Source organism: Gilliamella mensalis (assembly GCF_900103085.1).
Lineage (GTDB): Bacteria > Pseudomonadota > Gammaproteobacteria > Enterobacterales > Orbaceae > Gilliamella > Gilliamella mensalis.
Genome location: NZ_FMWR01000002.1, coordinates 90,534 through 104,460, shown reverse-complemented (window position 1 = coordinate 104,460; position 13,927 = coordinate 90,534). Strand labels below are relative to the sequence as shown.

Below are 13,927 nucleotides of genomic sequence, written 5' to 3'. Positions count from 1 at the left end.
TAATAAAATCAGTGTAAAAAAGAGATGCCTTATGTTGTGAGGCATCTTTTCGTATTCTATGGTTTATTTTTACAAAGTGATTTTATATGGTATTTAGAATGGAATATCATCATCAAAATCCATTGGTGGTTCTGGTGCGACTGTAGGTTGTGCTGGTGCGACAGATGCGCTTTGTGTTGTAGGTCGAGATTGAGTAGCAGGAGCAGATGAAAAATTATTTGCACTTTGTCCCCAATTTTGTGAACCGCCATCCATGCTTTCACCGCTATTGCGTGATCCTAAAATTTGTAAAGTACCGCCAATTGGATTGATCACAACTTCCGTCGTGTAACGATCTTGCCCTGACTGATCTTGCCATTTTCGCGTTTGTAATTGCCCCTCAAGATAGACTTGAGTACCTTTTTTTATATACTCACCAGTAATTTCAGCCAGTTTACCAAATACGACAACGCGATGCCATTCAGTACGATCACGGTTTTCACCTGTTTGCTTATCTTTCCATGATTCTGATGTTGCGACACTAAAATTAGCAACTGCATTACCATTAGGCATGTAACGAACTTCGGGATCTTGACCTAAATTACCAACTAAAATGACTTTATTTATTCCTCTATTGGCCATTATTAACTCCTAAACATTGCATAAATATTTAAGTTGCATATTGTAACATGAGACAATAGTAATATCAGCGAATTTAATTCAATAATGGAATTTTGCTCTCATATTGTAAAGATATAGAAAGATTGGCTTAAACATAGGAATTTGTTGCCATAACGAGTATAATGCCCAACATTTGTTAATGTAATGTTCTAAAAAATTTTCTATATAGGAGGCCTTATGATTAATGCGTTTGGATTAAAAAACAAACAATTAGTAAAGGTTAATGAAGGCGATATAAATAATGCGATCTGGATTGATTTAATTGAACCAGAAGAAGCCGATCGCGATTTTGTTTTAACACATTTAGGACAAAACTTAGCAACGAGTATTGAGTTAGATGATATTGAGGCGTCAGCCCGTTTTTTTGAGGACAACGAAGGATTACATGTTCACTCTTTCTTTTTTTATGAGGACGCAGTAGATCGAGCGGGCAATTCAACTGTTGCATTTACTGTGCATAATGGGCGTTTGTTTACATTGCGTGAGCGTGATCTTCCTGCATTTCGTTTGTATCGTATGCGCTCTCGTTATCAGAGTATGAGTGATGGTAATCCTTATGAGGTATTACTTGATTTATTTGAAGTTAAAGTGGAACAATTAGCTGATCAAATTGAAAATATTTATAGTGAATTAGAAGAATTAAGTTTAATTATTATGGATCGCTCTGCGCAAGAACATTATGATGAGGCGATCACCTCATTGGCTGAGCTTGAAGATACCGCATGGAAAGTACGACTTTGTTTAATGGATAGTCAGCGGGCGGTTAACTATTTAGTGCGTCGTGCAAAAATGCCTGTAGAACAGTTGGAACAGGCTCGCGAAGTGATTCGTGATATTGAATCACTTGTTCCACATAATGAGTCATTATTTCAAAAAGTAAACTTCTTAATGCAAGCAGCAACCAGCTTTATTAATATTGAACAGAGTCGAATTATTAAGATTTTCTCGGTTGTGTCGGTTGTATTTTTACCGCCAACTGTGGTTGCTTCTGCTTATGGTATGAACTTTGAATTTATGCCTGAATTAAAATGGGAATATGGTTATCCGTTTTCGTTACTATTGATGTTACTAGCGGGTGTTGCGCCTTATATTTATTTCAAACTTAAAAAGTGGTTGTAGGCCTATTTACTTAATCCTGTTATATTTATCCGCTAATACTTTGATAGTTTAGCGGAAGTCATCTTCGTAGTAATCATTTAGGGTAATTAAGCGAATTTAATGTCATTATATTAATAATATTAACAATTATGCTTTCTTCGACTGACGGTTGAAGCTTGTTATTTGAATAAAAAGTTAATTCATCACAAAGGAAATAACATGAATCAATATGCACTAGTCACCGATATTGGTGGAACCAATGCCAGATTTGCGCTTTATAATTTAGCAATAAATGAATTATCTGCCATTACTAAAGTTCTTATTGCAAAAGATGATGTATTATTAACATTAATTAAAGATTACTTACAAGCGCAATCTGTTACCGTTAAAATGGCTTGTATTGCCATTGCTTGCCCGATTGATGACGACGATGTAATTACTATGACAAACAATAATTTGTCGTTTTCACGCTCTGAATTGATTAAGGTTCTTGGTCTTGAAAAACTAGAAGTGATTAATGATTTCACTGCTGTATCAACATCAATTCCTAAATTATCAAAACAAGATCTTGTAAAAATTGGCGGAGATGAACCTGATTTAAATTATCCAATTGCCATTTATGGCGCTGGCACAGGGCTTGGTGTGTCACATTTGATTAAAGTTAATGAACGTTTTATTAGTTTATCTGGAGAAGGAGGACATACAGAGCTACCAATGACAAGTGATGATGAAGACCGTATTTTAGTGCAACTGCGCAAAAAATTTGGACGTGTTTCTACCGAGCGGTTTTTATCAGGTAGCGGAATAGTTAATATTTACCAAGCCCTGTTGCAAATTAATAATCAACCAGTAGAAGAAATTCCGCCAGAAATTATTGTTAGGAAAGCTTTATCACAAAGTTGTCCACTTTGCTTGCAAACTTTAACTTATTTTTGTACTTTTATGGGACGTTTTGGTGGTAATTTGGCATTAACACTTAATACACAAGGTGGTATTTATATTGCAGGTGGCATTGTGCCTCGTTTTATTGAATTTTTTAAAGCATCGCCGTTTAGACAAGCTTTTGAAAACAAAGGTCGTATGTCATTTTTAGTTAAAAAAATTCCAGTTTATGTAATAACACATGAAGATCCTGGTCTGTTTGGTGCCGGTGTTTATTTGCAAAATTGTCTCAAAGAATATTGATGTGTAAAGGTGTTATTCTATGATGTGGTGTTATATTTACAGAAGTACCAGAAAAGAAAACTGCTATTTGTATATGGAAAATGAAAATGATTTTTCAATGATTCCAGAAAAAATAATGTCTATTTTTGGTTCTCCTGTTTTTGTCATGAAAGTGCTGCTTGATGGTAAAAGAAAATTTGTTGTTGGTAGCGCTAATGAAATAGAAGAAAAAATTAAGGTCGATGGATTTTTCTTACAAATGTTAAAAGAAGATGATTTCAAAGTATGATTGAACCATTTTGGGAATCTAAAACATTAGATCAAATGAGTGATGATGAGTGGGAGCAACTTTGTGATGGTTGTGGTCAGTGTTGCTTAAATAAATTGATGGATGAAGACACAGACGAAATATTATACACCAATGTGGCTTGTAATTTGCTTGATTCTAATACTTGTCAGTGTAAACATTATTATAATCGCTTTGATTATGAACCTGATTGTATCAAGTTGAATCGTGATAATCTTCTTACCATTAAATGGTTACCTTTAACTTGTACTTACCGTTATTTTTCTGAAACAGGACAATTACCTCATTGGCACCCGCTTATTACTGGTAATAAGAAGCTGATGCATAAGTTGAAAATTTCGGTTAAAAATCGTATTGTCTATGAAAAAGATGTGATTTGTTGGGAAGACCATATTATTTAAAACAGGGGGCTATAGCTCCCTGTTTATTTTGTTTTAAAGTAAAAGCCACAAATAGCCGAAAATATCGATAGCAAACATATTTAAAAACATTAGAATAAATACAAAAATCATAAATGAAATATCTATCATACCAATTGGCGGCACGATACGGCGTATGGGTGCAATGAGAGGTTCAGTTAACTGAGAGAGTAATTCATCTGCATTTGACTGACCACGGCTTACCCAACTTAAAATTGCTCGAAACAGTAATAACCAGAATAATAAATGACCAAATGCATGAGCCATGGCCGCTATAGCTAACAAAAAATATTCAGCAAACCCAACTGGGGTATTAGCTGTTTTATAATATAAAATGAAAATAATTTTAATTAATGCAAATAGGTATAAAAGCAACCAAGTTGCGGTATCAATACGCCCAATTGAAGGAATAACTTTACGCAACGGAACAATAAGTGGTTGGGTAATACGGACAATAAATTGGGTAAATGGATTATAGAAATTTACGCGTACTTTTTGCATCCATAACCGCAAAATCAATACGTATAGACATATTGTTAAGACGGTATTACCTAGAAAATAAAGCGATGTCATTTAAGACTCCTTAAAATAAACATATTTAGGCAATATATCACAAATACTGCCTCGATCCAAAGATTGCTGTACCTATGCGAACCATCGTACTACCTGCAACGATCGCTGCTTGCATATCACCACTCATCCCCATGGATAATGTGTCCATACATGGATAATCAGCTTGTAAAGAGCGTAAAAGTTCGTGCATTTTAGTAAAAGCTTTTAGTTGTTTGTCAAAATCATTTTCTATTTCTGGAATAGCCATTAAACCACGTAAATTTAGATTGGGAAGTGCAATAATTTGTTTTGCTAAATCTGCAACTTCTTCAGCAGCAATACCTGATTTACTGGTTTCTTGGCTAATATTAACTTGAATAAGTACATTCAAGTTTGCCATATCAGTAGGGCGTTGGTCATTTAAGCGCTGGGCTATTTTCAAACGGTCTATTGTGTGCATCCAGTCAAAGTGTTCTGCGACAAATTTGCTTTTGTTGGATTGTAATGGACCAATAAAATGCCATATCAGTGCACTGTTTGGCATAGCTTGTTTAAAATATTTAATCTTTTCTATGCCTTCTTGTACATAATTTTCACCAAAAGCCAATTGACCTGCGTCTATTGCTTCGGTGATTTGCTGTACAGATTTTGTTTTACTGACAGCAATAAGTTCTATTGTATTGGGATCTCGTTCGCACTTTGATGCAATTTTTTCAATTTCATTTTTTATAGCAAATAAATTGTCATGTATCGTATTCATGTTAATTCCCAATTGGTAATTAGTAGGCAAAGTTTAATGTTAAACTCAATTTTGACCCTTAGTGTAACGCAAAATGCGTCGGATGTGCACCTTTCAAGTGGTGAAGCGCCATGCATTCGAGTTAATGGACAATTACAGTTTTTATCTGAAAACAAATTATCACAATTAGAACTTGAAATTGAATTATTCAATTTATTGGAGCGGTCACAAATTGATACCTTAAAACAAAGTGGCCAAATAGATTTCGCTCATCATTTTGCTGAATTAGGACGATTTAGGGTAAATATTTTTTTTCAACAGCGTGGTATTTCAGCAGTGTTTCGTGTTATTAATCATCGCATTCCAACCCTGTCACAAATTAATGCCCCTGCTATTTTTAGAGAGCTTGCCGTAAATGAGTCAGGGCTTATTCTTGTCACCGGTGCGACAGGAAGTGGTAAATCAACAACTTTAGCATCATTAATTCAATATATAAATTCAACAGTCGCTAAGCATATAATTACCTTAGAAGATCCGATTGAATATATTTACCAAAATGATAAATCGTTAATTCATCAAAGAGAATTAGTAAATTTGGAATGTGCAATTGATGGCCTCTTACGGCAAGATCCTGATATTATATTATTGGGTGAATTACGTAACAAACATTCAATCCAAGCTGCATTAACTGCTGCTGAAACAGGTCATTTAGTTTTTGCAACTCTACATACTAGTTCAGCTATTCAAACAATTAATCGTATCATCGATGTATTTGAAGATAATTCACGAGATTTTATTCGCTCGCAACTCTCTAATAGTTTAAAAGCCATTATAAACCAAAAACTAGTACCTACTGAAAATGGTCGTAAAGCTCTATTTGAAATACTGATTAATACTCCAGCAGTTAGCAACTTGATTAACGAAGGTAAAATGAAGCAAATCTTTACTCTTATGCAGACTGGACAACAATATGGTATGCAAGTGATGCCAGAAAATTAAGACAATCAGTTATTTTTATAAAAGCATGAGTAAATTTTTAGAATATAAAATTGGGGGATTTATATCTAAAATCATTTATAATCTTTTAAGTGGTCTTTTGCAATAGAGGATGAAAATGGAACAACGCATAGGGTTAATTGGTTTAGGTAATATGGGTAATGCAATATTGCAAGGTATTTTGGGTAGTAATATTGTATTGGGAACACAAATTTATATTTATGATTCTCATCGGGAAAAGGGGCAAGCTCTTCATCAAACTTATTCAATTAATAATCTTGATTCAGCAAAAGATGTTGCTCGTGCTGCAGATATAGTTTTTATTGCAGTTAAGCCTAATGTGATTATTGATGTTCTTACTGATATTCAAAAAGAACTAAAGAAAAATACTATCATTATTTCAATTGCTGCAGGAGTTACTATTAAAACAATTGAAAAATTTGTGGGTTATGAGCAAAAAATTGTTCGAGTTATGCCAAATACCCCTGCGCTTGTTAATGCGGCGATGTGTTCAATTACGCCAAATTCTGAAATTACTCAGGAGGAGTTGTTAGTAGTACAAACACTATTAAATTGCATTGGCGAAACTGAAATTGTTCCTGAGTATTTAATTGATGCGGTTGTAGGCGCTAGTGGCTCTTCGCCAGCTTTTGTGTTTATGTTTATTGAGGCTCTTGCTGATGGTGCAGTAAAAGGTGGATTATCCAGAAAACAAGCCTATAAGTTTGCTGCGCAAGCTGTTTTAGGATCGGCAAAATTGTTATTAGAAACGGGCAAACATCCTGGGGATTTAAAAGATATGGTTTGTTCGCCAGCAGGCACAACGATTGAAGGGGTGCAAATGCTTGAAGCTAAAGGATTTAGATCGGCTGTTATGGATGCAGTAGAAGCAACGATAAAAAAATCTCAAGCAATGATAAAAGATTAACATGATAAAATATATAATGTTATACATGTAAAATAGCATTATGAACTATTCTATTAATAATGGGATGAACAATTTTTAAAAAAGATTACTTGCATTGGTAAACTAATTATGAGTAAATAGTACTAAGCATATGACATGCGGATTTATTTTGTAACATTTCGATATATGTAGTTTGTGGTTTACTATGTTTTAGGGCTTAGTTTTCTTCAGTATCTTCTTCTTAGTGTTAATAAGTAATCTAGGTTTTATGTTTTTGAATATAGCCCTTAGTGGCTGAGATTAATTTATTTATAGGAAGATTATTATGTCTAAGAAAACTGGTCAAGTTAAATGGTTTAACGAAAGTAAAGGTTTTGGTTTTATTTCTCCTGCTGATGGTAGCAAAGATGTATTTGTACATTTCTCTGCAATTTCAGGTGACGGATTCAAAACTTTAGGTGAAGGTCAACAAGTAGAGTTCTCTATCCAAGATAGTCCTCGTGGTCCTTCAGCTGCGGATGTTACAATTATCTAAGATTTGTACTCTGTCTTTTGATTTTATTATCTTATCGGTAAGTAGTTACTGATAAGATATATGGAACTTACCCTCCCGCCTTTAAATTCTTTGTCATTAATAGATCTTTTACTATATAGATTATCTTCTTTGCGAAGTTAAAAATAACTAATTCAGCATATAAATAAGTTACGAATTAATAGCATACTCAAGACTATTTGCCTAAATAATAAACATTTAAATGTTATTTATCGTATATTGTGATGATGAAAATCCCAAGGAGCTATTGGGTATTTATCTTTCCATAATCCTTTTTTGTTTTTTTTGACTTTAGCTTACCATATCGTATACAATTTTTTATAACATAATGATTTTATTTGCGATAATCAGTCTAACTTGTACTTTGTCTAATATATTTAATCAATTCGTGTTTAATTATTAGGAATCTTCTTGAATAAGTCTTTAAAATTTGATAGTTTACAGGAAAGATTTTTAACATTAAAAACTAAAAAGAAGGTAATTGTTATGACTATCAAAGTAGGTATTAATGGGTTTGGTCGTATCGGTCGAATTGTTTTCCGTGCTGCACAAAAACGTTCTGATATTGAAATTGTTGCGATCAACGATTTATTAGATGTTGAATATATGGCGTATATGCTTAAATATGATTCAACTCATGGGCGTTTTGACGGTACCGTTGAAGTTAAAGACGGCAAATTAGTTGTTAACGGTAAAACAATTCGAGTTACTGCTGAACGCGATCCTGCAAACTTAAAATGGAGTGAAGTAGGCGTGGATGTTGTTGCTGAAGCAACTGGTTTATTCTTAACTGACGAAACAGCTCGTAAACATATCCAAGCTGGTGCTAAAAAAGTTGTTTTAACCGGTCCTTCTAAAGATAGCACACCAATGTTTGTAATGGGTGTTAACGATAAAGAATATGCAGGTCAAGATATCGTTTCTAACGCTTCTTGTACAACTAACTGTTTAGCGCCTTTAGCTAAAGTTATCAATGACAACTTTGGTATTGTTGAAGCATTAATGACTACTGTTCACGCAACTACTGCAACTCAAAAAACTGTTGATGGTCCATCTCATAAAGATTGGCGTGGCGGTCGTGGTGCGGCTCAAAACATCATCCCTTCTTCAACAGGTGCAGCTAAAGCTGTAGGTAAAGTTATTCCTGAATTAAATGGTAAATTAACAGGTATGGCTTTCCGTGTTCCAACTCCAGATGTTTCTGTTGTTGACTTAACAGCGCGTTTAGCAAAACCTGCTAAATACGAAGATATTTGTAAAGCAATCAAAGCAGCAGCTGAAGGTCCAATGAAAGGGGTGCTTGGCTATACAGAAGATGATGTTGTTTCTACTGATTTCTTGGGTGAGGTTTGTACTTCAGTATTTGATGCTAAAGCCGGTATCCAATTAAGTGATAACTTCGTGAAACTTGTTTCTTGGTATGATAATGAGGCAGGCTATTCTAACAAAGTATTAGATTTAATTGCTGTAGTTGCTAAATAAATAATTATTTTTTAACTAGTCAATTTAAAAGAGCGGCCTTGAGTCGCTTTTTTTATCGCCTAAAAAAACGCTCATTTATAAAAATGAGCGTTTTCGTAATCAGGTTTATTAAATAACAACAACTTCGGCTGCTGCTGGTCCACGAGGGCTATCTTGGATAGCAAATTCGACTTGTTGTCCTTCAGCTAAGGTTTTAAAGCCATCACCTGAAATAGCAGAAAAATGAACAAATACATCTTTACTTCCATCCGCAGGGGTAATAAAACCAAAACCTTTACTTTCATTAAACCACTTTACTTGACCTGTTTTCTTATTCATTTACTAGACATCCTAACAATAATTAATAATTAGCCTTTTCGGCTCGTGTGGGCTTTAACATTATATTAATTATGCAATTAAAATCATGGTAATGCATCCAAAGCTACATTATTTAATGTTAATTGTGTTCATAATTTTTATATTTTATTGTTTACCCAGTGCTATTACCGCATAAATTATAATCAAAAGCAAGAAGTTAATGATAAAATTTTAAGCTAGAATAAAGTTTTTTATCAAATTTTTTAAAAAATAACCCATTAATTGATAAAAAGCAAATTTTGAATAGTTACAAATTTTACTAATTTTTGATGTCAGTAAATTTACAAAATAAAAAAAGCCATAAAATAGTATTATGGCTTAGAGTAATGCTTAATTTTTTATTCAATTTTATTTGTTTTTTGCTCGTTCAAACGATTCAACAATTTCTTTACGGGCGGCATCAGCATTGTCCCAACCATCCACTTTAACCCATTTACCTTTTTCTAATGCTTTGTATTGTTCAAAAAAGTGTTTGATTTGAGATTTAAGTAATTCAGGTAAATCATCAACATCTTTAATGTGATCATATTCTTTTGATAGTTTGCTGTGAGGCACTGCAACTAGTTTTGCATCTTGTCCGGCTTCGTCAGTCATTTTTAATACACCAACAGGGCGGCAACGAATAACAGAACCCGGTTGTAGTGGGTAAGGTGTTGGGACTAATACATCAACTGGATCGCCATCTAATGATAACGTGTGATTAATATAACCATAGTTGCATGGATAAAACATAGCTGTTGCCATAAAACGGTCAACAAATACAGCGCCGGTGTCTTTATCGACTTCATATTTTATTGGATCTGCATTAGCTGGAATTTCAATAACAACATAAATATCATCTGGTAATTCTTTACCTACTGGTACATTTAAAAGTCCCATTTTTGTATCCTCTATCTAAGTTTATATAGTATTTGTTAATAACAATAAGCGAACATTATAAAAAGATTATTCTGTATCGCTCAATTCTTTTAAATATTGAAAAATTTGCCTTGCCGATTTGGCTGGTTTATTGGCATCTTGCTCTTTTTTAGCTAAACGAGCTAAAGTGCGCAGTTGCTGGCGATCGGCTGTTGGGTATAAATCCATAATGGTTTCGGCATCGCCAGTTGTGATCAGGTCATCGCGTAGCTTTTCGAGTTTGTGAAATAGGGCAATTTGCTGATTGTGGCGATTTTTTAGTTTATCAAGCGCTTGGCTGATAGGTTCAATGTCTCGGCTACGTAGTAGTTTGCCAATGTACTGAATTTGTCTGCGATATCCTTCTTTTTTTATTTTCTGCGCAAGTTCAATAGCATAGATAAGATCTTCATCTAGAGGGATTTTTTCTAGTTCGTTTTTACTTAAATTGACAAGTTCGATACCTAATTTTTTAAGGGTCTCGGCATCGCGTTTGATTTCACTTTTGCTAACGTAAATGATTTCTTCGTCTTCATTGTCAATAGCGAAGTTGGGTTCTAGGTTTGTCTCTTGATTGTGATTCATATTATTTCTTTTGTTAACTAATATTTAATTCTGGCTTATTATAACGTATCACTAGCAGAATTGTAGAAAATAATAAAATGAGTATTGAACAGATTAAAAAAGAAGCCATAAACCAAAAAGAACATTTATCAGCTATTGTCGCTAATGCTATTAATCACGCAAAATCACGAGTTGATGCTGTTGAGGTATCGATTAATCAATCAACGGGTATTAGTGTAAGCACGCGTCTTGGCGAAACTGAGAATGTTGAGTTTAATAGTGATGGTGCGCTATCTATAACTGTTTATCAAAATCAAAGTAAAGGCAGTGCGTCAACTAATGACTTATCCGAACAGGCTATTTTGCAAACGGTGGATATGGCAATTAATATTATGCAATATACCTCGCCCGATCCTTGTTCTGGTTTGGGGGATGCAAGCCAAATGGCATTTAATCCACCTGATTTAGATTTATTTTACCCAAGTGATTTGAATGTCGATAACGCTATTGAGCAGGCCAAACAAGCCGAATTAACCGCGCTCAATCATTCAAAATTAATTAATACTGATGGCGGTTATTTTAGTAGTCGCTATGGTGTTTATGTATACGGTAATAGTTTAGGGATGCTACAAGGTTATTGCGCAAGTTCACATTCACTTTCATGTTCTGTCATTGCTGAACAAGCAGGGCAGATGGAAAGTAATTATGCTTATACTTCATCACGCGATTTTAGTGAATTAAAATCAGCAAATTGGGTTGGTAAGCAGGCGGCCGATAGAGCGATTTCACATTTAGGCGCTAAACAACTCCCAACCATGCAAGCGCCAGTGCTATTTAGTGCGGAAGTTGCCGTTGGGCTGATTAGGCATTTAGTGGGCGCCATAAGTGGTGGGGCAATTTATCGTAAATCCTCGTTTTTATTAAACAGTGTTGGGCAAACGGTCTTTCCTACTTGGCTAACAATTTATGAAGATCCTCATATTCTAAAAGGCGTTGGGTCATCACCTTTTGATAGCGAAGGTACTAAAACAGTTCAACGTAATATTGTTGAGCAAGGTGTGCTGCAGACTTATTTGTTAGGTAACTATTCGGCGCGTAAATTGGGTTTAACATCGACTGGGCATGCAGGTGGAATTCATAATTGGTTTGTATCACCAAGCCAAACTAATGCGGGTTTTGATGATATGCTTAAAAAATTGGATAAAGGTGTTGTAATAACTTCGTTAATGGGGCAAGGTGTTAATAGCGTTACTGGCGATTATTCTCGTGGAGCCACTGGTTTTTGGGTTGAAAATGGAAAAATTCAATATCCAGTTAACGAAATTACCATTGCAGGTAACCTTAAAGATATCTATAAGAACATTGTGGCAATTGGTAATGATATTGAAACAAGAACGAATATCCAATGTGGCTCAATTTTGATTGATAATATGAGCATAGCCGGAAAATAAGGATCAGTATGGGCAGGTTTTTTCACAGTACTTTTTTTCAAAAAATAACTTTATTGATGCCCGGGTTATGCTGTTTATTACAGTATAAGCGAGAATATCTTAATTTTGACATTAAGTCTGGTTTATCGGTTGCTGCTGTTTCGTTACCAGTGTCAATTGCTTATGCTGAATTGACAGGCGTTGGAGCTATTGCTGGGCTATATTCGACCATTTTGCCTTTAATTGTGTATGCACTTTTTGGCTCGTCAAAACAGCTGATTGTGGGGCCTGATACGGCTACTTGTGCTGTGGTTGCGGCTGTTGTATTACCGTTAGCGGCAAATGATCCAATATTGCGTTGGCAATTAGTTGTGATATTAACAATCATGATCGGTATTTGGTGTATCATCGCAGGAAAGTTGCATCTAGGAGCCTTGGCCGACTTGCTTAGTCAGCCTATTTTAATTGGTTTACTAAATGGTATTTCAATCACCATTATGGTTGATCAGTTAGCCAAAACATTGGGCTTTAGTTATGATTACTCTTATTTGATTGAGAGAATTGTGTATTTTCCTTTTAAAATATTACAAATTCATATAGGTACTGCACTGGTTTCGTTTTTTACGTTGTTAATTTTAATTATTTTAAAGCGTTTAAAACCTCAATATCCAGCGCCGCTATTTGCCATCATTGTGATGACATTTTTTTCATGGTTATTTAATTTTGAGCATTTTAATATTCGTATTATTGGTAATGTTGGCAGTGATTTTATTCCTATTGAATCATGGCTTGATTTTGATAAAGGTTTAATGCGTGATTTAGTTGTCCCTTCGCTTAATATTGCCATCATCTGTTTTGTGAGTATGATGATAACCGTACGCAGTTTTGCCTCTAAAAATAATTACGAAACCAATGCTGATGTCGAATTTAAAGCGTTAGGCATAGCCAATATTGTAGCAGGGTTATCACAAGGTTTTGTTGTTAGTGGTACTTCATCAAGAACCGCTGTGAATGATGCCAATGGGGGAAAAACTCAGCTCGTTTCGATTATTGCCGCAATGTTAATCGGTCTAGTTGTGTTGTTTTTTCTTTCACCTTTACAATTTATTCCAACTTGCGTGTTAGGGGTGATTTTAATTTATTCTTCAATTTCTTTAATCAATTTTCAAACAATCATCCGCTTTTTTAAATTTGATAGAGATGCGTTTTATTTAAGTTTGACAACACTCGTTTCAGTGCTTGTAATTGGCATTATTCCTGGTATGGCGTTGGCAGTACTACTTGGGTTGTTTTTATTTTTGCGCCGTGTATTTAGACCAAAAGATCAATTGCTAGGGATTGATGAAAGTGGTCGAATTCATTCAATAGGTCAGGATGTGCGACCAGTTAATAATACAATGATTTATCGATTTAATTCTCCGCTAACTTATTTCAATATTGCTTATTTTAAACGAAGAATTATTAGTTATATTGACGAAGCAAAAGATCCTGTAAATTATGTGATTGTTGATGCGATTCCTTGCTTTACCTATAAAGACGTTAGTGTTTTATCGGGAATTGAGGAATTAGTAAAGTCTTTAAAAGTAAGAAACGTGACGTTAATCTTATCTGGTCGACGCAAAACGCTAAAAAACTGGTTCAAACAAATGAATATTAAGCTTGATGATGAGTATATTGATTTTGCTTATGATCTCTATTTTGCGGTTAAATTAGTCCAAAGTAAGGAGCATATAAATAATAAAATTAATGATGAATCTGGTCTATTATTATGACCAGTATTAAAATCTTAAAAATTGTTTTTT

At 34.4% G+C, this 13,927-nt stretch carries 16 protein-coding genes; 10 read left to right on the top strand and 6 right to left on the bottom strand.

The window, feature by feature from the left end; genetic code table 11:
• Positions 1 to 93: 93 nt before the first annotated feature.
• On the bottom strand, positions 94 to 621 hold the full coding sequence (locus BQ5209_RS00815) for a single-stranded DNA-binding protein (RefSeq protein WP_085246686.1): 528 nt from the start codon (positions 619 to 621) through the stop codon (positions 94 to 96).
• 216 nt (positions 622 to 837) lie between these two features.
• On the opposite strand from BQ5209_RS00815, the gene corA reads away from it, so the two are divergent.
• The 4 genes from corA (at position 838) to BQ5209_RS00795 (ending at position 3,630) form a co-directional block, all read left to right on the top strand.
• Entirely contained in the window at positions 838 to 1,779 is a 942-nt protein-coding gene (gene corA, locus BQ5209_RS00810) for a magnesium/cobalt transporter CorA (protein WP_085246685.1), read from the top strand.
• A gap of 198 nt (positions 1,780 to 1,977) precedes the next feature.
• The gene (gene glk / locus BQ5209_RS00805; RefSeq protein WP_085246684.1) at positions 1,978 to 2,943 is read left to right on the top strand and encodes a glucokinase; all 966 of its coding nucleotides are present in this window, start codon (positions 1,978 to 1,980) and stop codon (positions 2,941 to 2,943) included.
• Positions 2,944 to 2,962: 19 nt separating this feature from the next.
• Positions 2,963 to 3,211 carry a YcgL domain-containing protein gene (locus tag BQ5209_RS00800; protein ID WP_085246683.1) on the top strand — a complete coding sequence of 83 codons (249 nt, stop codon included), beginning with the start codon at positions 2,963 to 2,965 and terminating at the stop codon, positions 3,209 to 3,211.
• Positions 3,208 to 3,630: a YcgN family cysteine cluster protein gene (locus BQ5209_RS00795; RefSeq protein WP_085246682.1), complete on the top strand. Its 423-nt coding sequence runs from the start codon at positions 3,208 to 3,210 to the stop codon at positions 3,628 to 3,630. Before BQ5209_RS00800 ends, BQ5209_RS00795 begins: the two co-directional genes overlap by 4 nt.
• 33 nt (positions 3,631 to 3,663) lie before the next feature.
• Here the strand turns inward: BQ5209_RS00795 and BQ5209_RS00790 are convergent, their stop codons facing one another.
• Together BQ5209_RS00790 and BQ5209_RS00785 are read right to left on the bottom strand one after the other, a co-directional pair.
• Positions 3,664 to 4,221 carry a YggT family protein gene (locus tag BQ5209_RS00790; RefSeq protein WP_085246681.1) on the bottom strand — a complete coding sequence of 186 codons (558 nt, stop codon included), beginning with the start codon at positions 4,219 to 4,221 and terminating at the stop codon, positions 3,664 to 3,666.
• Between the two features lie 37 nt (positions 4,222 to 4,258).
• Positions 4,259 to 4,960, bottom strand: a complete 702-nt coding sequence (locus BQ5209_RS00785) for a YggS family pyridoxal phosphate-dependent enzyme (protein WP_085246680.1) — start codon at positions 4,958 to 4,960, stop codon at positions 4,259 to 4,261.
• 36 nt (positions 4,961 to 4,996) lie between these two features.
• On the opposite strand from BQ5209_RS00785, the gene BQ5209_RS00780 reads away from it, so the two are divergent.
• The 4 genes from BQ5209_RS00780 (at position 4,997) to gapA (ending at position 8,877) form a co-directional block, all read left to right on the top strand.
• Complete coding sequence (locus tag BQ5209_RS00780; RefSeq protein WP_167370286.1) at positions 4,997 to 5,938, top strand: type IV pilus twitching motility protein PilT; 942 nt, start codon at positions 4,997 to 4,999, stop codon at positions 5,936 to 5,938.
• Between the two features lie 115 nt (positions 5,939 to 6,053).
• Positions 6,054 to 6,863: a pyrroline-5-carboxylate reductase gene (gene proC, locus BQ5209_RS00775; protein ID WP_085246678.1), complete on the top strand. Its 810-nt coding sequence runs from the start codon at positions 6,054 to 6,056 to the stop codon at positions 6,861 to 6,863.
• 304 nt (positions 6,864 to 7,167) lie between these two features.
• Positions 7,168 to 7,377, top strand: a complete 210-nt coding sequence (cspE, locus tag BQ5209_RS00770; protein ID WP_065585781.1) for a transcription antiterminator/RNA stability regulator CspE — start codon at positions 7,168 to 7,170, stop codon at positions 7,375 to 7,377.
• A 504-nt stretch (positions 7,378 to 7,881) separates the two neighbouring features.
• Positions 7,882 to 8,877 carry a glyceraldehyde-3-phosphate dehydrogenase gene (gene gapA, locus BQ5209_RS00765; RefSeq protein WP_085246677.1) on the top strand — a complete coding sequence of 332 codons (996 nt, stop codon included), beginning with the start codon at positions 7,882 to 7,884 and terminating at the stop codon, positions 8,875 to 8,877.
• A 108-nt stretch (positions 8,878 to 8,985) separates the two neighbouring features.
• Here gapA and cspE (BQ5209_RS00760) read toward each other — a convergent pair whose 3' ends face one another.
• The 3 genes from cspE (BQ5209_RS00760) to yjgA form a co-directional block, all read right to left on the bottom strand.
• Positions 8,986 to 9,195, bottom strand: a complete 210-nt coding sequence (gene cspE / locus BQ5209_RS00760) for a transcription antiterminator/RNA stability regulator CspE (protein ID WP_025315032.1) — start codon at positions 9,193 to 9,195, stop codon at positions 8,986 to 8,988.
• A gap of 387 nt (positions 9,196 to 9,582) precedes the next feature.
• Positions 9,583 to 10,113 carry an inorganic diphosphatase gene (gene ppa / locus BQ5209_RS00755; protein WP_085246676.1) on the bottom strand — a complete coding sequence of 177 codons (531 nt, stop codon included), beginning with the start codon at positions 10,111 to 10,113 and terminating at the stop codon, positions 9,583 to 9,585.
• A 66-nt stretch (positions 10,114 to 10,179) separates the two neighbouring features.
• Positions 10,180 to 10,716: a ribosome biogenesis factor YjgA gene (gene yjgA, locus BQ5209_RS00750; protein ID WP_085246675.1), complete on the bottom strand. Its 537-nt coding sequence runs from the start codon at positions 10,714 to 10,716 to the stop codon at positions 10,180 to 10,182.
• Positions 10,717 to 10,793: 77 nt separating this feature from the next.
• Here yjgA and pmbA point away from each other — a divergent pair, with 77 nt between their 5' ends.
• Positions 10,794 to 12,146 carry a metalloprotease PmbA gene (gene pmbA, locus BQ5209_RS00745; RefSeq protein WP_085246674.1) on the top strand — a complete coding sequence of 451 codons (1,353 nt, stop codon included), beginning with the start codon at positions 10,794 to 10,796 and terminating at the stop codon, positions 12,144 to 12,146.
• 8 nt (positions 12,147 to 12,154) lie between these two features.
• Entirely contained in the window at positions 12,155 to 13,897 is a 1,743-nt protein-coding gene (locus BQ5209_RS00740) for a SulP family inorganic anion transporter (protein WP_208609902.1), read from the top strand.
• Positions 13,898 to 13,927: the final 30 nt, after the last annotated feature.